This is a genomic window from Streptomyces sp. NPDC045955 (assembly GCF_056430805.1).
The window spans coordinates 208636-227154 of record NZ_JBWKKY010000010.1; the positions used below are offsets into that span (position 1 = coordinate 208636).

The following is an 18519-nucleotide window of genomic DNA, read 5'->3' on the forward strand; positions in this document are numbered from 1 at the left end:
AGCCCGATGAGCCAGGCGGCACAGAACCTGAACTGGTTGATCACCAACTTCGTGGACAACACCCCGGGGGTGTCCCACACGGTGGTGGTCTCCGCCGACGGACTCCTTCTGGCGATGTCCGAAGGCTTCCCCCGCGACCGCGCCGACCAGCTCGCGGCCGTCGCCTCCGGTCTGACGTCTCTGACGGCAGGCGCCTCCCGGATCTTCGAGGGTGGAAGCGTCAATCAGACGGTTGTGGAGATGGAGCGGGGATTCCTCTTCATCATGTCCATCTCCGACGGCTCGTCGCTCGCGGTTCTCGCACATCCGGAGGCGGACATCGGCCTCATCGGATACGAGATGGCGCTGCTCGTCGACCGAGCCGGTACGGTCCTGACACCGGACCTTCGCGCGGAGCTCCAGGGGAGCCTGCTCAACTAACAGACGGACGGTGCGTTTTAGCGTCCCGGGGCCGTAAGGTTTCGGGACGCGGCTCCACAGCGATGGGTGCCCGGCACAGTCGGAGGAGGAGAAAGTGGCAACACCCCCAGGCGGTTCGTCTTCGGGCAACTGGTCGTACGGCCCTGCCCAGGGCCAGGGCGACGGTGGACAGAACCCGAACCGTTACAACTTCCCCTCCGCACCGAGCCACCGGCAGCCGTACGCGCCACAGGGCCCCGGCCCGTCGCCGTACGACCAGCCGCCGGCGCCGCGCATCCAGCCCGTGCAGCCGCAGCGCCGCACCCCAGAGCCGGCGCCCGGTGGGGCGTCGAACAACCACAACCCGTTGGTGCGTCCGTACGCCATGACCGGTGGCCGGACCCGCCCGCGTTACCAGCTCGCCATCGAGGCGCTGGTGCACACCACCGCGCAGCCGCACCAGATGCAGGGCCAGTTGCCCGAGCATCAGCGGATCTGCAACCTCTGCCGGGAAATCAAGTCGGTCGCCGAGATCTCGGCGCTCCTCACGATCCCTCTCGGCGTGGCCAGGATCCTCGTCGCCGACTTGGCGGAGGCGGGACTGGTCGCCATCCATCAGCCCGGCGGCGACGAGAACGCCGGCGGCCAGCCAGACGTGACACTGCTCGAAAGGGTGCTCAGTGGACTTCGCAAGCTCTAGCGGAGGGCCTTCCCGCTCCACCACGTCCGCGAAGATCGTGGTGGCTGGCGGCTTCGGCGTGGGCAAGACCACGTTCGTCGGCGCCGTCTCGGAGATCAATCCGCTGCGCACAGAGGCCGTCATGACGTCCGCTTCTGCGGGGATCGACGACCTCACCCACACCGGGGACAAGACCACCACCACGGTGGCCATGGACTTCGGCCGTATCACCCTGGACCAGGACCTGATCCTGTACCTCTTCGGTACGCCGGGCCAGGACCGCTTCTGGTTCATGTGGGACGACCTGGTGCGCGGCGCCATCGGCGCGATCGTGCTGGTGGACACCCGCCGTCTCGCCGACTGCTTCCCCGCGGTCGACTACTTCGAGAACAGCGGCCTGCCCTTCGTCATCGCCCTCAACGGCTTCGACGGCCAGCAGCCCTACACCCCCGACGAGGTCCGAGAAGCTCTCCAGATCGGCCCCGACACCCCGATCATCACGACGGACGCCCGCCACCGGGCGGACGCGAAGTCGGCACTGATCACGCTGGTCGAGCACGCCCTGATGGCACGGCTGCGTTAGTTCTCTCGCTGTGGGACAGCCCCTGGCGGCCTCTGGGCTGCCGGGGGCTGTCGTATGCCGGGTGCGGGTCGTATGCGGCTTGTCGCGCGATTCCTCGCGCCCCACAAAAAGAAGGCCCCTCCATGAGGGGCCTTCTTTTTGGTTCGGGGTCAGCGCCAGCTGTGCGGGGCGCGGAAGCCCGGCTCGCGTTCCAGGCGGCGCCAGCCCGCCTTCACGCGGCCGCGGTGCGTCGGGGTCGGGTCCGTGGGGCGGGCGGCGGCGCGGGCCAGGAGGATCGCCGTGATGGCGGCGACTTCCTCGGGCTCGGCGTGGCCCTTCTCGACGCGGATGTCAGGGATGTCCATGGGTCTCAGTCTCCATGAGAGAGATGTCCGCCAGGTTACTGCGGAGGGTTGCCGTGCTTGCGGGAGGGCAGGTCGGCGTGCTTGGTCTGGAGCATCGCGAGGGACTTGATCAGCACCTCGCGGGTTTCCGCCGGGTCGATGACGTCGTCGACCAGGCCACGCTCCGCCGCGTAGTAGGGGTGCATCAGCTCGGACTTGTACTCCTTGACCATGCGGGCCCGCATGGCCTCGGGGTCCTCGGCGTCGGCGATCTGACGGCGGAAGATGACGTTGGCCGCACCCTCCGCGCCCATGACGGCGATCTCGTTGGTCGGCCACGCGTAGGTGAGGTCCGCACCGATCGACTGGCTGTCCATGACGATGTACGCACCTCCGTAGGCCTTGCGCAGGATCAGCGAGATCCTCGGCACGGTCGCGTTGCAGTACGCGTAGAGGAGCTTCGCGCCGTGGCGGATGATGCCACCGTGCTCCTGATCGACGCCCGGGAGAAAGCCGGGGACGTCCAGAAGAGTGACAATCGGGATGTTGAAGGCATCGCACATCTGGACGAAGCGGGCCGCCTTCTCGGAGGCCTCGATGTCCAGGACACCGGCGAGCACCTGCGGCTGGTTGGCGATGATGCCGACGACCTGGCCGTCCATCCGGCCCAGCGCGCAGATGATGTTGCGGGCCCAGCGCTCGTGGACCTCCAGGTAGTCGCCGTCGTCGACGATCTCCTCGATGACCTTGGTCATGTCGTACGGCCGGTTGCCGTCCGCCGGGACCAGGTCGAGCAGGACGTCCGAGCGGCGATCGACCGGGTCGGAGGCCTCCGCGCGGGGCGGGTTCTCGCGGTTGTTCTGCGGCAGGAGGGTGAGGAGGTAGCGGACCTCGGCGATGCAGGTCTCTTCGTCGTCGTAGGCGAAGTGGCAGACGCCGGACGTCTCGGCGTGCACGTCCGCGCCGCCCAGGCCGTTCTGCGTGATCTCCTCGCCGGTGACCGCCTTGACGACGTCCGGGCCGGTGATGAACATCTGCGAGGTGTCGCGGACCATGAACACGAAGTCCGTCAGGGCCGGGCTGTAGGCCGCGCCGCCCGCGCACGGGCCGAGCATCACCGAGATCTGCGGGATGACCCCGCTCGCCTTGGTGTTGCGCTGGAAGATGCCGCCGTAGCCGGCGAGCGCCGAGACGCCCTCCTGGATGCGGGCGCCCGCGCCGTCGTTCAGGGAGACCAGGGGCGCACCGGCCGCGATGGCCATGTCCATGATCTTGTGGATCTTCGTGGCGTGGGCCTCGCCCAGCGCGCCGCCGAAGATGCGGAAGTCATGGGCGTAGACGAAGACCGTCCGGCCCTCCACCGTGCCCCAGCCGGTGATCACACCGTCGGTGTACGGCTTCTTGGCCTCCAGGCCGAAGCCCGTGGCCCGGTGCCGGCGCAGTTGCTCGACCTCGCGGAAGGAATCGGGGTCGAGGAGAAGGTCGATGCGCTCCCGCGCGGTCAGCTTGCCCTTGGCGTGCTGCGCTTCGGTCGCCTTCTCGCTCGGTCCGGCCACTGCCTGCGCACGGATCTCGTGCAGTTCGGCCACGCGTCCGTGCGCGTCGGTCGGCTCACTCGGCGCCTCATCCAAAACGGTCATGTAGCGACCTTACGAAGCCAACCAAGGATTGCGGGCCGTCGACTCCTCACAGTCTCCGGCGTGTTTTCCTGGTGCCCCTGAACAGAACCACGGCGGGGTGCAGCCCTTCTGACTGCTCAGGGGGCGTGTCGCTTGTGGGGGTCCGACAAAGCCATCAGCCGAGAGTCACCTCACAGACGTGGGTGGCACATGCCTTCCCGGGGGTGACGCGCACGCGCAGCCGGCGGCCTGTGGAGAGTACTTCGACCGTCTCGTCCGCGTGGGTGACGTGGCGGACCGGGCGGTTCCAGGTGATCTCCAAAGGTTCGCCCGTACGGGGCGGTTCGCTCAGGCAGAGGGTGGCGGCACGGCCCCGGCGGACGGTCAGCACGCTCGCGCCGGCGGAGGCGGTGAGCGGGCCCGCCGTGCCGGCCTGCCAGAAGTTCGCGGCCGTGAGGCCGAGGGAGGGCACGCTCACCGCCTGGCGGCCGGCGTCGTTGGCGAGGACCGACATCCAGTGGCGGTCGGCGGCACGGCACGCGACCGCACGGCGGGACGCGCCGGGCATGAGCACGTAGGCGTACGTGGCGTCCTCGGGATCGGTGCCGTGGTCGAGCCGGAGGGTCTGCCAGCGGCGGGTGCGCCGCTCCGGCGTGCCGCCGGTGTTGATGTCGGACCAGGCACCGGTGCGGTCCTCGCGCAGCGCCTTCGGCTCGCCGTCGAGCAGGACCCAGCCGCCGTGACCCTCCAGGTGCGCCCAGCCCGGGCCTTCCGCGAAGGTCTGGGTGCCGGACTCGCCGAGGTTGCGGTTGTCGACGATCGTCTCCACCGGGACGCCGTCGGCGCAGCTGATCCCGGCGCCCAGGCAGATCACCGCGTCCGCGACGCAGAACCAGGACTTGCGGGCCCGGAGGGTGGAGCCGAGGCCCTTGAGGTGCTGGCCGAGCGCGGCGTACGCGCCGTCGGTGGTGCCGCCGACCCACCGCGCGTCGGGGCGCGCCGTGCCCCACTCGCCGCCTTCCCGGTCGGCCAGGCGCTTGGTGGAGACGGTGGTGCCGGGCAGGCGGTACCAGTCCACGGTGGGCCAGAACCAGTCCGTGTACTGGTCGCTCGCACCGGCCCACCAGGTGACCATCCCGGCACCGGTGTGCCAGCCGCGCGGGTTCTCGCCGTTGCCGCACTCGTAGTGGGCGATGCGGTCGCTGGCCATCGCGATGCTCACGGTGAAGCCGGGGCGGCGGTGGACGGCGCGGTCCATGGCGGCGAAGAGGCGGTGGCCGGTGGGTTCGGGTGCGGCCGGGAGGGGCGAGGCGGCGATCGTGTGCAGCCGGGCCAGCTCGGCGACGCCGTACTGGCGGGCCGTCAGGATCGGGGACACGCTGTCCCGTTCGATCCAGCCCTTGATCCGGGCGTGCCAGCGGTCGCGTTCCGCGGGGGTCGCGCCGGCCGCGAGGAGGGCGATGGCCGCGATGAGCTGCTGGCCGTGGAAGTGGTCGCTGCGCATGACCTGGCGGTCGTCGGCGGTGAGGAGACCGCGGCTGATGGCCCGGCCGTTGACGCTGTCCATGACGAGTCCGTCGTGGATGAGCGGGGCGTAGGCGTGCTCGACGCTGTCGAGGACGATCTGCCGGTTCGGGTCGGTGACCTCCCAGCCGGATCCGGCGAGCAGGGCGAAGAGCCGGCCGAGGCCGTCGAGCACGACCTGGCCGTACGTGCCCGAGTAGGCGACCCAGGTGTGCTGGACGAAGGAGCCGTCGGCGTAGAGCCCGTCGCCCCGGGTGACGTACGGGAAGACCGGGGAGAGCGCGTCGCGGGCCAGGGCGATCCTGTCCGGGTCGCGGCCGAGGATGCCGCGCAGGGCGACGGAGCGGCACAGGTCGACCCGGTTGGCGCCGGTGGACGTGCCGGAGTAGTCGCCGAGGGCCGAGTCGGGCACGAAGTGGTCGACGGCGGCGCAGGCGGCCCGGATCCGGGCGTCGCCGAGCCGGTCGTACAGGGCGGCCGTGATGTCCATGAGCAGGCGCGGGCTGCCGATCTGCCACTCCCACCAGTTGCCGTAGCGGGTGGTGGAGGGGTTGTAGACGGTGGCGGAGAGGTGGTCGAGGCCGCGCAGGATGCCGGCGAGGAGGTCCGGGTCGGCGGTCGAGCCGGTGCCCTGCTGGACGTGGGCCCGGGTCATGGTCCACAGGCGGCTGTAGCTCAGGGTGATGCCGGCCGGCGGGTCGAAGGGGTGGCCGGGCCACAGGGAGTCCGCTGCCGGGGCCATGGCCGCGTGCAGGGCACGGGCGAGTTCGCCGGTCTCGGCGAGGCGGGAGGCGTACGGCTGCGCGGCCGGGTCGTATCCGGTGCCGAGGGCGATGCCGAGCCAGCGCCGGCGGAGGGTGTCGTACGGGTCGGTGTCGGGGCCGTGAGCGCCGAGGCCCTCAGCGTCCTGCGCGCCGGCGTCCTGTGCGCCGGTGCCGCGGGGCGTGGGCCTCGCGGCACCGGTCGCCGCCAGGGCCGCGGCCGCGAGCAGCAGGGCGCGGCGGCCGGGGCGGGGCGGGGCGGCGGCCTCGGCCGTACGGCGGGAGAAGACGCGACGCGGGGGAGCCATGCCCCTGCCCTACCACGGGGAGACGGTCACCTGAACGGAGGATCCGGCCGGAGTGACCGGAACGGCGCAACGACACCCCGGATGCGAGGCGGCGTCAGCCGAAGCGGTTCAGCAGGCGTCTGGACATCCCCGGCGCCAGGGCGCGCAGGCGGTCCGGGAGGGCCAGCCAGGCGGGGACGTAGACCTGGTCGCGGTCGTCGCGTACGGCCTCCCAGAGAGCGTCGGCGACGCGGCCGGGCGGGACCCGCCGGGGGTGGGACCGGTCGTGGGGCCTGTCGCGGCGGGCGTGGAAGGGCGTGTCGACGGGGCCGGCCACCACGAGGGTCACGCCCACGCCCGTGCCGCGCAGTTCCCGGCGCAGCGCTTCGGAGAAGGCGGCCAGCGCGGCCTTGGCGGCGGAGTACACCGCTTCCTCCCGTACGCCCACGCAGCCCGCGACGGAGCCGAGCAGCACCACCCGGCCGTGCCCGGCGGCGATCATGGCGGGCAGCACCTCGCGCACGAGGTGGAGCGTGGCGTTGAGGTCCAGGGCCAGCACGCGGTCGATGTCGGTGTGCGGCATGCCGGCGAACGGGCCCGCCCAGCCGATGCCCGCCCCGGCGACGAGGACGTCGACCCGGCCGGTCGTGTGCAGCGCGGACCGGGCCAGCAGGCGCGGGCCGTCCGGGGCGGCGAGGTCGGCGGGCAGCACGACGGCCGTGGTGCCGAAGGCCGTCTGCTCCAGGCGGCGCCGGTCGCGGCCGCTGAGGAGCAGTTGCCAGCCGTCCGTGGCGAAGCGCCGTGCCGTGGCCGCCCCGATGCCCGAGGAGGCCCCGGTGACCAGAGCCACGCGCTGGTCCAGGCGCCGTGGCGGGCCGTGCTCGCGCGCCGGAGAGGGGGCGGCGGAACGGCGTGGGGCGGCGCCCGCCGGTGGGTCGTGGGCCGAGCCGGAGCCGGTGAGTGTCATCGGTCGGTCTCCCTGCGCTGTCCGTCCGCCGTGGTCTCGGCTGTCTCCTGCCGTTGCCGTGAAGTGGAACCTCGCCTTCCAGGCCCTCCGCACAGGATGCGACAGGACCACCCCCGCGTGCCGCCCGGTGCCGCCATGCGGCGGTATCGGCGCCATGTCGCGACACACCCGCCAAAAATATTGAACGTTGAACCGGAATAGGTCTACGGTGGGTCGCGTTCAGGTAGTACAACGTTCAACATTCCAGGCGAACGCAGAACGCAGGAGGAGTACCCCATGAGCATCTTCAGCCGCAAGGACACCGAGACCGTCACGACCGACGCCGTGCGCCCGGAGCTGGCCGCCCTGACCGGCGACTACACGATCGACCCCGCGCACTCGACGATCGGCTTCGTCGCCCGGCACGCCATGGTCACCAACGTCAAGGGCAGCTTCCAGGACTTCACGGGCACGCTCCACCTCGACGGCACCGACCCCTCGCGGTCCACCGCCTCCCTGGACGTCGTGATGGACAGCATCGAGACGGGCAACGCCGACCGCGACGGCCACCTCAAGAGCTCGGACTTCTTCAAGGCGGACGAGTTCCCGGCCATGACGTTCCGCTCCACGCGGGCGGAGGCCCTCGGGGGCGACGACTACCGCATCACCGGTGATCTGACGATCCTCGGCACGACCCGCCCCTTGACCATCGACCTCGAGTTCAACGGCGCCGCGAAGGACCCCTTCGGCAACGAGCGCGTCGGCTTCGAGGGCAAGGCGGAGATCCTGCGCTCCGAGTGGGGCCTGACCTGGAACGCCGCGCTCGAGACCGGCGGTGTCCTGGTCTCCGACAAGATCAAGCTCAACTTCGACATCTCGGCGATCCGGAACGCGTGAGCCCGGTGCGGCCGGCCCGGTGACATACCGCCGGGCCGGTTCTGGCCGGTTCCCGCCTTCCGTTATTGTCATGTGCTCGTCAATCTGATGCTTCGGTTGCACCTCCCCAGTCAACCCCCCACGGAAGGCATCACGTTGAAGAGACTCCTCACGGCCCTCAAGAGATGCGCGGTCCTCGGGGCCGCCGCCCTCGCGGTCGCCAGCCTTCAGCCCGTCACCGCCGCGCAGGCCGCCCCCTCGCCCGTCGTCGGCGGGACGCGGGCCGCGCAGGGCGAGTTCCCGTTCATGGTCCGGCTCTCCATGGGCTGCGGCGGCGCGCTGTACACCCAGCAGATCGTGCTCACGGCCGCGCACTGCGTGGGAGCCTCCGGCAACAACACGGGCATCACCGCCACCGCGGGGGTCGTCGACCTCCAGTCCACCAGCGGCCGGGTCCAGGTCCGCTCCACCAAGGTGCTGCGCGCCCCCGGCTACAACGGCACCGGCAAGGACTGGGCGCTCATCAAGCTCGCCCAGCCCATCAACCTGCCGACCCTGAAGATCGCCACCACCGCGCAGTACAACACCGGTGATTTCACCGTCGCCGGCTGGGGCGCGAACCGGGAGGGCGGCTCCCAGCAGCGCTATCTGCTGAAGGCGACCGTGCCGTTCGTCGGCGACGCCGCCTGCAAGGCCTACGGCGGCCTCTACAGCGGCCTCGTCGCGAGCGAGGAGATCTGCGCCGGCTTCGACGCGGGCGGTGTGGACACCTGCCAGGGTGACTCCGGCGGCCCCATGTTCCGCAAGGACAACGCCGGCGCCTGGATCCAGGTCGGCATCGTCAGCTGGGGTGAGGGCTGCGCCCGGCCCGAGGCCCCCGGCGTCTACACGGAGGTCTCGACGTTCGCCTCCGCCATCGCCTCGGCGGCGTCGACACTCTGACCCCGCCGCACACGGCTTGCGGGCCCGGTGCCGTACGGTGCCGGGCCCTGCCCGTGCCTCACCTGGTCTTCCGGCCGGCCTCCAGCTTCGCGACCGCCGCCGCCACCTGCGCCGCCCGGCTCCTCGGGGTCCGGGCGCGGAGCACGCCGAGCATCGCCAGGTACCGGTCCGTCCGGCCCAGCGCCTCGAAGGCGGCGGCGGCCCGCGGGCTCGCCTCCAGTGCCGCCGCGAGGTCCTGCGGGACCTCGGCCTCCTGCTGGGACGCGTACGCCGCCTCCCACCGTCCGTCCGCCCGTGCGGCCGCCACCTCAACGAGGCCGCCGGGCCGCATCCGCCCCGCGGCGGTCAGCTCCTCGACCCGGCGGACATTGACCATGGACCAGAGGCTGCCGGGGCGCCGCGGGGTGATCCGCTGGAGGTAGTACGACTCGTCGAGGCCCTTGCGCTGCCCGGTGATCCAGCCGTGGCACAGTGCCACGTCGTTGACGTCGGCGGCGCTGACGGAGGGGATGCCCGAGCCCTTCTTGGCGACCTTGACCCAGAGGCCGGGGTGCGGGGCGGGGTGTGCCGCCAGCCAGGAGTCCAGGTCGGCGGCGGCCGCGCAGGAGAGGGCGTCTGAGGAGGCGGTCATGACACCACCGTAGAGACCGGCTGGGACGGATGCCGTCCGCTATGCCAGCAGCGCGCGGGCCTGTTCGCGGGCGTGGGTGATGGCGTCCGGGAAGATGCCGAGGCCGTGCGCGACGAGCCCGCCCTCGTGCAGCAGCATCAGCGCCCGGGCCAGGACGTCGGCCCTGCCCGGGTCGATATCCGAGGCGAGGCGGGTGAAGAGGGCGAGCATCCACTGCTTCTGCCCGGTGATGACCGGGTGGGCCGGGTGGGCGGGGTCGCTGATCTCCGCATGCGCGTTGACCATGCTGCACCCCTTGGGGCTTCGCTCCGCCGCCCACGCGCGCGAGGCGTCGAAGACCGCCAGGACCTGCTCCCCGGGCTGGGGCGGCGCCGCGTCGAGGTGTTCTGCGAGGAAGACCCGCCAGCGCTCGTCGCGGTCCGCGAGATACTCCACGACGATCTGCTCCTTGGAGCCGAACCGGTCGTAGAGGGTCTTCTTCGTCACCCCGGCCTCGGCGGCGATGAGGTCGACGCCGACGGCGTGGATGCCGCGCTCGTAGAACAGCCGGGCGGCCGCCGCCAGGACGCGGCGGGCGGCGGGCGTCATCGTGATCCGGCGCGGGGGGCCGGACCGCGGGTGCTCGGAACGCGGGTGGTCGGCGGTGGTACCCATGACAGCCGAGTATACCGATCTGTATAGTGAGGGAGGAACGGGTATACCGATCTGTCTACTGGTTGTGATGTCGGTGAACGTCCTTCTCTCCGTCGCCTTCGTCCTCTGCTGGAGCTCCGGGTTCATCGGGGCCAAGCTCGGAGCGGACAACGCGTCCGCGATCACGGTCCTGATGTGGCGGTTCCTGCCGCTGGCCGTCGTCCTCGTCGTGGTCGCCGCGCTCACGCGCACGGCCTGGCGGGGGCTCACCGCCCGGGACGTGGCCCGGCAGGCCGTCATCGGCGTGCTGTCGCAGAGCGGCTATCTGCTCAGCGTCTACTACGCCATCCAGCTCGGCGTCTCCAGCGGCACGACGGCCCTGATCGACGGTGTCCAGCCGCTGGTCGCCGGGGCCCTCGCGGGACCGCTGCTGGGGCAGTACGTCTCGGGCCGGCAGTGGATCGGCCTGGCTCTGGGGCTGGGCGGCGTGTCGGTGGTCACCCTGGCGGACGCGGCGGCCGGGACCGGCGTGCCCTGGTGGGCGTACGCCGTCCCGCTGCTCGGCATGCTGTCGCTGGTCGCGGCCACGTTCCTGGAGAGCCGGTCCCGCTCACGGGTCGCCCCCTCGGTGTCGCTGACCGTCCACTGCGCCACCAGTGCCGTCCTCTTCTCCGTGCCGGCGCTGGCCACCGGGACCGCCGTGCCGCCCGCCGAGGGCGGTTTCTGGGTGGCGGTCGCCTGGCTCGTGGGGCTGTCCACGTTCGGCGGGTACGGGCTGTACTGGCTCATCCTGAAGCGCTCCGGGGTGACGAAGGTGAACACGCTGATGTTCCTCATGGCCCCGGTCACGGCCGTCTGGGGCGCGCTCGTGTTCGGTGAGCCGTTCGGCGTGCAGACCGCGCTCGGCCTGGCCGTCTGTCTCGTGGCCGTGGTCGTCGTCCACCGCGGTGGCGGCCGGAAGGACACGGCCGTGACCGCGGCCCGAGCCGAGCCGGAGGAAATCCGGTGGACCCGGGCACCCGGCTCCGCCTAACGTCTCCGCCATGTCCAGCCCCGAGGCGTCCAGAGTGCGGCCACCGGCTCTCCGGTGGCTGTTCGTGACGCCGGGCCGCTGAGCCCGCTCGCTCCGCTGCCGGAAGCCGTCCGACCTGTCGTGTCCGACGTCGACTTCGGGGTGCGGAGTTTCTTCATGCCGTTCGCTCTTCTCTTGCTGGGCCTTGCCGTGTTCGCGCAGGGAACGTCCGAGTTCATGCTGTCCGGTCTCGTGCCGGACATCGCGCGGGATCTGGGGGTGTCCGTTCCCGCGGCAGGGGCGCTGACCTCCGCCTTCGCGGTGGGAATGGTCGTGGGGGCGCCGCTGGTGGCGGGGCTCGCGCGGCGCTGGCCGCGGCGGGGTGCGCTGCTGGCCTTCCTCGTGGTGTTCCTCGCCGTCCATGTCGTCGGTGCTCTCACCGGCAGTTTCGAGGTGCTGCTCGCCACGCGGGTCGTGGGGGGCGCTCGCCAACGCCGGGTTCCTCGCCGTCGCCCTGGTGGCCGCCGTGGACATGGTCCCGGCGGACGCGAAGGGGCGGGCCACGTCCACGCTGCTGGGCGGGGTGACGCTGGCGTGCGTGGCCGGGGTGCCCGCCGGGGCCGTGCTGGGCGGGCTGTGGGGCTGGCGTGCGGCGTTCTGGGCCGTGGCGCTGGTGTCGCTGCCGGCGCTGGTGGCGGTGGCGAGGTCGGTGCCGGGCGGTTCGGTGGGGGGCGCGCCGCCCGCGCTGGGCGGTGAACTGCGGTCGCTGCACAGCCCCCGGCTGGTCGTCACGCTGACGCTGGGCGCCCTCGTCAACGGTGCGACGTTCTGCACCTTCACCTATCTCGCACCGCTGGTCACCGAGGTGACGGGGCTCGGCAGGGCCTGGGTTCCCGGGGTGCTCGCGCTGTTCGGGGCCGGGTCGTTCGTGGGTGTGACGGCCGCAGGGCGGTTCGCCGACCGGCACCCCGTCCCGGTCCTGGCCGGCGGGGCCGTCGCGGCATGCCTGGGCTGGTGCCTCCTGGCACTCGGAGCCGGACACCCGGCTCTGGCACTCGGGCTCGTCTTCGCCCAGGGCGCACTGTCCTTCGGCGTCGGCTCCACGCTGATCGCCCAGGTGCTCTACGCGGCACCGGACGCGCCCACCCTGGCCGGCGGCTTCGCCACGGCAGGCTTCAACGTGGGCGCGGCACTGGGCCCTTGGGCCGGCGGCCTGGCGATCGGCGCGGGGTTCGGGTACCGGTCGCCGGTGTGGGTCAGCGCGACCCTGGTCGCACTGGCGGGCGTGGTGGCCGGGGTCGCCTGGGGACAGCGGGAACGGGTTCTGCGGCGGGAAGGGGCGAGGCGCTGACGCCGGTTCGGGCACTGGCGCCGTGACCGGGAAGCGGCCAGGTGCTGCACGCCGGCTCGATGCCGGGGGCTGAGGGGCGTCGGCCGAGGACCGAGGACGGCGACCGCGACCGGGCCTGGCGGCAACGGCAACGGCAACGGCAACCTGGACCGGGAAGCGGCCAGGCGCTGAACTCCGGCTCGGGCGCCAGGGCTGAGGGCAGCAAAAGAGCCGGGCCAAGCGACAGGGGCAGCAGGTCCTGGACCGGAAAGCGGTTGGGCGTCGGCCTTGGCTCGGGTGCCGGACCCTGACCCGGAGCGGATGCCGGACGCTGACCCAGCGCGAATGCCGGACCTGACCCAGCGCGAATGCCGGACCCTGACCCAGCGCGAATGCCGGACCTGACCCAGCGCGAATGCCGGACCCTGACCCAGCGCGAAAGCCGGACCTGACCCAGCGCGAATGCCGGACCCTGACCCGGCGCGGATGCCGGAGTGGGGCGGAGGCGGTGACCAGGGCCGGGCTGGGCGCACCGTGCCCGGTCTGCTCGTGCACAGGACACGGGACGGACTCGGGTCCGGGGACCGTCGCCCGTCCGGTCAGAAGCCGCCCCCGAAGTCCCCTCCCCCGCCGAAGTCGCCGCCGCCGAAGCCCCCGTCGCCGAAGCCGCCCCCGAAGTCGCCCGAGTCGAAGTCCGCGCCGGAGACGTCGCCGCCGCCGAAGTCGCCGTAGCCGGAGCCGTAGTCGGACGCGTAGGCGGGGGCGGCCATCATGCTGCCGAGCATGGTGCCGACGAGGAGCCCGGGCAGGAGGCCGCCGCCGAAGTAGCCGCCGGCCCAGGGGCCGTACGCGGGGCCGGCCTCCCAGTACGGGCGGCGGCCGAGTTCGGTGTCGACCTCGCGGATCACCGGGTCCCGGCCCTCGGCGAGCCGGGTCCGGTCGGCCGCGCAGACGGGGACGTCGCGCGTGGCGCCGCCCAGGGGTGTCCAGCTCGTGTCGGCGACCGAGGGGCCGTGGCGGGGGTCGAAGAAGCAGGGCGGGCGGCGCTCCGGCAGCGGGGCGCCCTCGCGGCGGGCCGCGAGTCGCGCCAGGGAGAACCGGCCGTCCTCCACGGCCTGGGTGACGGCCCGCACGTCCTCCGGTCTGGTCGCGGCGGCCATCAGGGACTTCGCCTGCTCGTAGGCGTCCAGGGCGTGCTCGTAGTCGGCGCGCATCGTGTCGTCGGCGCCGGGTTCGCCGGGGTGGAAGTCGAGGCGGTCGAGTTCCTCGCCGAAGGCGGTGATGTCCTCGTCGACCACCACGCGCAGCTTCTCCAGCGCGGCCCGCTGCTCCTCCTCGTGGCGGCGGCGGTTGCGGCGGACCAGCGCGTAGGCGCCCGCGCCGCCAGCCGCGATCAGTGCGCCGACCGTGACCAGGCTGCCGACCGGCACGTCACTGCCCGAGCCGTCGCTCCAGCTGCTGGGCGCCGAGCCGCGCACGTTGCGCAGGGCGTCGTCGACGAAGTCGTTCAGCTGGGCCTTGGCGTCTCCCGTGCCCTGTACGGCCGTGACCAGGTTGGACACCGCCTGGCTGCTCATCACCGCGCTGTCCGCACGGGCGTCGAACCGGTCTCCGAGGCGGATGCCGTACAGGCCGGTGACGCCGGTCTCGGTACGGAGGTTCCGGAAGAGGTCCTCGGTGGGGAAGCCGGCCGGGAGGACCGCCACGAAGACGGGCTTGTCCGCGTCCTTGATCTTGTCGGCGAGCGCCTCGACGTCCGACGCGGCCAGCTGGCCGCGGGCGGCCGGATCGACGTAGACCGGGTTCTCGCGCAGTTCCGCGGCGACCTTCGACAGGTCGGTGGCCGCCTGCGCACCGGGCGCACCGGCCATCAGCGCCGCCAGTACGGCGACGACCGGCACGATCAGCAGACGTACGACGGTACGCACCAGTGCGGCCTTCATATGTTCGAAGCTACCCGAATCGGGACAGAAAGGGATGTCGGCCGCAGTACGGATTTCGGAACGCCGCCGGCGACGACGGCGACGGTGACGGTGCGGAAGGCGCCGTCACCACCGCCTGCCTGGAGGTATCCGTCACGTCCCGCTACTCGGCCGGGCTCACTCCCGCCCGCAGCAGCCCGTACGTGTACGCGTCCTCCAGGGCCTGCCAGCTCGCGGCGATGACGTTGTCGGCCACGCCCACCGTCGCCCACTCGCCCGTGCCGTCGGACGTGGAGATCAGCACGCGGGTCGTCGAGTTGGTGCCGTGCTTGCCCTCCAGGATGCGGACCTTGTAGTCCACCAGTTCCAGCTTGGCGAGCTGCGGGTAGATCTTCTCCAGGCCCACGCGCAGGGCCCGGTCCAGCGCGTTGACCGGGCCGTTGCCCTCGGCCGTGGCGACGATGCGCTCCCCCTTGGCCCAGAGCTTGACCGTGGCCTCGTTGGCGTGGGAGCCGTCGGGCCGGTCCTCGACGATGGCACGCCAGGATTCGACCTCGAAGTAGCGCAGCGGCCTGCCCTGGACCTCGGTGCGCAGGAGGATCTCGAAGCTCGCGTCGGCCGCCTCGTACGTGTAGCCCCTGAGTTCGCGTTCCTTCACCCGCTCGACCACCCGGCCGACCAGCTCGCGGTCGCCGCCGAGGTCGATGCCGAGTTCCTTGCCCTTGAGCTCGATGGAGGCGCGGCCGGCCATGTCGGAGACCAGCATCCGCATGGTGTTGCCGACCTGCTCGGGGTCGATGTGCTGGTACAGGTCCGGGTCGACCTTGATGGCCGAGGCATGCAGGCCGGCCTTGTGCGCGAAGGCCGAGAGGCCCACGTAGGGCTGGTGCGTGGAGGGCGTGAGGTTCACGACCTCGGCGATCGCGTGCGAGATGCGCGTCATCTCGCGCAGCCGGCCCTCGGGCAGGACCTGCTTGCCGTACTTCAGCTCCAGGGCCGCCACGACCGGGAAGAGGTTGGCGTTGCCGACGCGTTCGCCGTAGCCGTTGGCCGTGCACTGGACGTGCGTCGCGCCCGCGTCGACGGCGGCCAGCGTGTTCGCCACCGCGCAGCCCGTGTCGTCCTGGGCGTGGATGCCGAGCCGGGCGCCGGTGTCGGCCAGGACGGTGCCGACGACCGCCTGGATCTGCGCCGGGAGCATGCCGCCGTTGGTGTCGCACAGGACCACCACGTCCGCGCCGGCCTCCGAGGCGGTACGGACGACCGACTTCGCGTACTCGGGGTTCGCGCGGTAGCCGTCGAAGAAGTGCTCGCAGTCGACGAAGACCCGGCGGCCCTGCTCCTTCAGGAAGGACACCGTGTCGCGCACCATCTCCAGGTTCTCGTCCAGGGTGGTGCGCAGGGCGAGCTCGACGTGCCGGTCGTGGGACTTGGCGACCAGCGTGATCACCTCGGCACCCGACTCCAGCAGTGCCTTGACCTGCGGGTCCTCAGCCGCCTTCGCTCCCGCGCGGCGGGTCGCCCCGAACGCGACCAGCTGCGCGTGCCGGAAGTCGATCTCCTGCCGGGCACGGGCGAAGAACTCGGTGTCCCGGGGGTTCGCGCCCGGCCAGCCGCCCTCGATGAAGCCGACGCCGAAGTCGTCCAGGTGCCGCGCGATGGCCAGCTTGTCCGCGACGGTGAGGTTGATGCCCTCCCGCTGGGCACCGTCGCGCAGAGTGGTGTCGAAGACGTGGAAGGAATCGTCGAGCTCGCTGGTAGCGGTCATGGTGTCAAGGCTCCTGAGGATTGGATCTCGGTCGTACCGGAATGACCGGCTCCACCGCCCCCACATACTCCCTCGCGCTCTCGCTCCTGACTGCGGGTGGGCCAGAAATGCGAAAAACCCCTCGCGGGTGCGAGAGGTCTGCGCGCGGGTCGAGGACGACGGTGTCCGCCCGTACCTGGTCGTACGTGGCGGTCACTGCGGACCGGCGCGCCTGCTGCCAATAATCATGGCGAACGAGAGCACGGGGGCAGTCTGGCACAACCCCCGTGCCCGGCTCATGGTTGTCTCAGGATGCGGTCGGTCACTTCATGTGACGGATGTAGACGTGCGAGGTGTCGTACGTGTCGTCCGGGACGAGGTCGGGTGAGGAGCTGCTGAAGGCGACCGTGCGGCCGTGCCGGTCGACGACCGGGGCGGACACGCTCTGGTCGTTCGGCCCGCCCTCGGCGTCCGGGCTGGCGAGGACCGTGCGCCCGGTGCGCAGGTCGCGGACGTACGCGCGGGTGGTGTGGTGGGTGTCGCCCGGGTCGGCCGAGACGAAGGCCAGATACCGGTTGTCGGCGCTGAGCTGCGGATACGCGGTGAACGCGGCCGGGTCGGCGGCGTCGATCCGGCGCAGGCCGCCCGTCTTCAGGTCGCGGACGAAGACGTTGTGGCCCTCGTTGGTGTCGCCCGGGGTCAGCTGCGAGTCGAGGGAGTTGAAGACCGCGTACCGGCCGTCGGCGCTGATCCGCGGGAACTCGGTCTGCCCGTCGGGCTTCAGACCGTCCGGCGCCCGGTCGGCGTGGAACAGCTCGCCGCTCGGCACGTCACGGACGTAGGCGTCGCTCCAGTCGCCCGCGGCCGGGTGCGGGACGAAGAACTGGTAGCCGACGCGCTTGCCGTCGGCGCTGATGGAGGGGCGGGCGGCGGCGGTCTTCCGGTCGCCGGCGGCGGGCACCTGGCTGACGCGGACGGCCTCGCCGCTGGTGCGGTCGACCCGGTAGACGCGTGCCCAGCGGTCCTCGCCCGCCCCTGGTGCGGACTGCTGGGCGATGAAGGCGACGTAGCGGCCGTCGGCGCTGAGGGCGGGCTGCCGGCCGGAGTCGTAGCCCGTGTCGACCGTGTCCTCGATGCGCTGAAGCCCGCCGGTCTTCAGGTCCTCGACCCAGATGTGGCTGCGGCCGTCGCCGGTGGCCGTGGCGCCGAACGCCAGGTAGCGGCCGTTGCCGCTGAGGGCGATGTCGTCGACGGGGCCGATGTCCGCCGCGGTACTGGCCAGCCGGGTCGTGCCGGTCCTCAGGTCGCGCACGAAGGCGTCGGCGGCGCCGTCGGTGTCACCGGCGACGAGGTTGTCGGCGCTGGAGACGAAGGCCAGGCGGCGGCCGTCGGCGCTCAGGCTCGGCCCGCCGGAGGCGCCGTCGCCCTCGGTGCCGTCCGGGGCGACGCTCACCTTCTCGGTCCGCGGCAGCGCCTCGGCGGCGGTCACGGGCAGCGCGGCGATGCCGCCGAGCGTGATGGCCAGGGCCACGCCGAGCGCGCCGGACGTGGCCCTCCTGATGCTGGTCATGTGCTTCCCCCTGTGTTCCCCGTTGACGCTTCTCCCCCGGCCCCGCGCCGAGGGCTCCCCCAGAGCCAACAGCACCACGGACCACAGGGTCAATCCGTCATATCAAGTACAACCCGGGCAGGGGTTCAGGCGTCCGCGAGGAGGCTGTCGGCGAGGAACTCGTGTACGTGCCGCAGGACTTGGGACCGGTCGGTGCCGCGCAGGCCGATCGCCACATGGATGGCGAAGCCGTCCAGCAGCGCCCGCAGACGGGCGGCGTACCGGTCCGGGTCGACGCGGCGGAACTCGCCCCGCGAGATGCCCTCGGCGAGCAGGGCCACCAGGTCGCGGTGCCAGACGCCCTCGATGGCGGCCTGCCGGTCGCGGGCCTCCTCGTCGGCGTTCTGCGAGCGGTTCCAGACCTCCAGCCACAGGGTCCAGTGCGGGTCGCGGTGGCCGTCGGGGACGTACAGGTCGACGTAGGCGCCGAGGCGTTCGCGGGCGGGGGCCGCGCGGGCCAGCAGCCGTCCGCGCTCGGCGCCCAGCCGGCCCTCGCTCCACTCCAGGGTGCGAAGCAACAGCTCGTCCTTGGAGCCGAAGTAGTAGAGCAGGTGACCGCTGCTCATGCCGACCTCGCGGCCGAGCGCCGCCATGGTGAGCTGCTCCAGGCCGCGCTCGGCGATCATCTCCATGGCGGCGGCGAGCACGTCCTCGCGGGGCGGGGCCTGCCTGCGCCCACCGGCCATCTGCTGCTCC

At 72.1% G+C, this 18519-nt stretch carries 16 protein-coding genes and 1 pseudogene; 7 read left to right on the forward strand and 10 right to left on the reverse strand.

Going from position 1 to position 18519, the window contains the following annotated elements:
* Positions 1–6: 6 nt before the first annotated feature.
* From AC07F0_RS22400 to AC07F0_RS22410, 3 genes are all read left to right on the forward strand, one after another.
* Positions 7–420, forward strand: a complete 414-nt coding sequence (locus tag AC07F0_RS22400) for a roadblock/LC7 domain-containing protein (protein ID WP_004983065.1) — start codon at positions 7–9, stop codon at positions 418–420.
* Positions 421–514: 94 nt separating this feature from the next.
* A complete protein-coding gene (locus AC07F0_RS22405; RefSeq protein WP_045297456.1) occupies positions 515–1099 on the forward strand; it encodes a DUF742 domain-containing protein in 585 nt (194 codons plus the stop codon).
* The gene (locus AC07F0_RS22410; RefSeq protein ID WP_014675207.1) at positions 1080–1661 is read left to right on the forward strand and encodes a GTP-binding protein; all 582 of its coding nucleotides are present in this window, start codon (positions 1080–1082) and stop codon (positions 1659–1661) included. Before AC07F0_RS22405 ends, AC07F0_RS22410 begins: the two co-directional genes overlap by 20 nt.
* A 149-nt stretch (positions 1662–1810) precedes the next feature.
* Here the strand turns inward: AC07F0_RS22410 and AC07F0_RS22415 are convergent, their stop codons facing one another.
* From AC07F0_RS22415 to AC07F0_RS22430, 4 genes are all read right to left on the reverse strand, one after another.
* Positions 1811–2005 (reverse strand): acyl-CoA carboxylase subunit epsilon, encoded by a 195-nt coding sequence (locus AC07F0_RS22415; RefSeq protein ID WP_086560316.1) that lies wholly within the window; start codon positions 2003–2005, stop codon positions 1811–1813.
* Positions 2006–2040: 35 nt separating this feature from the next.
* Complete coding sequence (locus tag AC07F0_RS22420) at positions 2041–3624, reverse strand: acyl-CoA carboxylase subunit beta (RefSeq protein WP_478981250.1); 1584 nt, start codon at positions 3622–3624, stop codon at positions 2041–2043.
* Between the two features lie 154 nt (positions 3625–3778).
* A complete protein-coding gene (locus AC07F0_RS22425; RefSeq protein WP_478981252.1) occupies positions 3779–6196 on the reverse strand; it encodes a polysaccharide lyase 8 family protein in 2418 nt (805 codons plus the stop codon).
* A 94-nt stretch (positions 6197–6290) separates the two neighbouring features.
* On the reverse strand, positions 6291–7142 hold the full coding sequence (locus AC07F0_RS22430) for an SDR family NAD(P)-dependent oxidoreductase (protein WP_478981254.1): 852 nt from the start codon (positions 7140–7142) through the stop codon (positions 6291–6293).
* 276 nt (positions 7143–7418) lie between these two features.
* Here AC07F0_RS22430 and AC07F0_RS22435 point away from each other — a divergent pair, with 276 nt between their 5' ends.
* Positions 7419–8018: a YceI family protein gene (locus AC07F0_RS22435; protein WP_478981256.1), complete on the forward strand. Its 600-nt coding sequence runs from the start codon at positions 7419–7421 to the stop codon at positions 8016–8018.
* A gap of 135 nt (positions 8019–8153) precedes the next feature.
* Positions 8154–8939 carry a S1 family peptidase gene (locus tag AC07F0_RS22440; protein WP_399414695.1) on the forward strand — a complete coding sequence of 262 codons (786 nt, stop codon included), beginning with the start codon at positions 8154–8156 and terminating at the stop codon, positions 8937–8939.
* A gap of 58 nt (positions 8940–8997) precedes the next feature.
* Here AC07F0_RS22440 and AC07F0_RS22445 read toward each other — a convergent pair whose 3' ends face one another.
* Positions 8998–9570 (reverse strand): YdeI/OmpD-associated family protein, encoded by a 573-nt coding sequence (locus AC07F0_RS22445; protein WP_478981258.1) that lies wholly within the window; start codon positions 9568–9570, stop codon positions 8998–9000.
* 39 nt (positions 9571–9609) lie between these two features.
* On the reverse strand, positions 9610–10158 hold the full coding sequence (locus tag AC07F0_RS22450; RefSeq protein ID WP_478981424.1) for a TetR/AcrR family transcriptional regulator: 549 nt from the start codon (positions 10156–10158) through the stop codon (positions 9610–9612).
* 139 nt (positions 10159–10297) lie between these two features.
* Here AC07F0_RS22450 and AC07F0_RS22455 point away from each other — a divergent pair, with 139 nt between their 5' ends.
* Positions 10298–11236, forward strand: coding sequence for a DMT family transporter (locus AC07F0_RS22455; protein WP_478981426.1), 939 nt, complete (start codon positions 10298–10300; stop codon positions 11234–11236).
* Between the two features lie 156 nt (positions 11237–11392).
* A pseudogene (locus AC07F0_RS22460) lies at positions 11393–12566 on the forward strand (Cmx/CmrA family chloramphenicol efflux MFS transporter).
* A 578-nt stretch (positions 12567–13144) separates the two neighbouring features.
* On the opposite strand, the gene AC07F0_RS22465 reads toward AC07F0_RS22460, so the two are convergent.
* The 4 genes from AC07F0_RS22465 to AC07F0_RS22480 form a co-directional block, all read right to left on the reverse strand.
* Positions 13145–14488 carry a hypothetical protein gene (locus AC07F0_RS22465; RefSeq protein ID WP_478981260.1) on the reverse strand — a complete coding sequence of 448 codons (1344 nt, stop codon included), beginning with the start codon at positions 14486–14488 and terminating at the stop codon, positions 13145–13147.
* A 142-nt stretch (positions 14489–14630) separates the two neighbouring features.
* On the reverse strand, positions 14631–16235 hold the full coding sequence (gene cimA / locus AC07F0_RS22470) for a citramalate synthase (protein ID WP_478981261.1): 1605 nt from the start codon (positions 16233–16235) through the stop codon (positions 14631–14633).
* A 301-nt stretch (positions 16236–16536) separates the two neighbouring features.
* Complete coding sequence (locus AC07F0_RS22475; RefSeq protein WP_478981262.1) at positions 16537–17784, reverse strand: TolB family protein; 1248 nt, start codon at positions 17782–17784, stop codon at positions 16537–16539.
* A gap of 125 nt (positions 17785–17909) precedes the next feature.
* A complete protein-coding gene (locus AC07F0_RS22480; RefSeq protein WP_478981263.1) occupies positions 17910–18509 on the reverse strand; it encodes a TetR/AcrR family transcriptional regulator in 600 nt (199 codons plus the stop codon).
* Between the last annotated feature and the right edge of the window lie 10 nt (positions 18510–18519).

Coding starts and splice junctions, on each gene's coding strand:
- AC07F0_RS22420 (WP_478981250.1), bottom strand. CDS start 3,624: ATGACCGTTTTGGATGAGGCGCCGAGTGAGCCGACCGACGCGCACGGA.
- AC07F0_RS22450 (WP_478981424.1), bottom strand. CDS start 10,158: ATGACGCCCGCCGCCCGCCGCGTCCTGGCGGCGGCCGCCCGGCTGTTC.
- cimA (WP_478981261.1), bottom strand. CDS start 16,235: ATGACCGCTACCAGCGAGCTCGACGATTCCTTCCACGTCTTCGACACC.
- AC07F0_RS22445 (WP_478981258.1), bottom strand. CDS start 9,570: ATGACCGCCTCCTCAGACGCCCTCTCCTGCGCGGCCGCCGCCGACCTG.
- AC07F0_RS22465 (WP_478981260.1), bottom strand. CDS start 14,488: ATGAAGGCCGCACTGGTGCGTACCGTCGTACGTCTGCTGATCGTGCCG.
- AC07F0_RS22475 (WP_478981262.1), bottom strand. CDS start 17,784: ATGACCAGCATCAGGAGGGCCACGTCCGGCGCGCTCGGCGTGGCCCTG.
- AC07F0_RS22480 (WP_478981263.1), bottom strand. CDS start 18,509: ATGGCCGGTGGGCGCAGGCAGGCCCCGCCCCGCGAGGACGTGCTCGCC.
- AC07F0_RS22430 (WP_478981254.1), bottom strand. CDS start 7,142: ATGACACTCACCGGCTCCGGCTCGGCCCACGACCCACCGGCGGGCGCC.
- AC07F0_RS22435 (WP_478981256.1), top strand. CDS start 7,419: ATGAGCATCTTCAGCCGCAAGGACACCGAGACCGTCACGACCGACGCC.
- AC07F0_RS22400 (WP_004983065.1), top strand. CDS start 7: ATGAGCCAGGCGGCACAGAACCTGAACTGGTTGATCACCAACTTCGTG.
- AC07F0_RS22425 (WP_478981252.1), bottom strand. CDS start 6,196: ATGGCTCCCCCGCGTCGCGTCTTCTCCCGCCGTACGGCCGAGGCCGCC.
- AC07F0_RS22415 (WP_086560316.1), bottom strand. CDS start 2,005: ATGGACATCCCTGACATCCGCGTCGAGAAGGGCCACGCCGAGCCCGAG.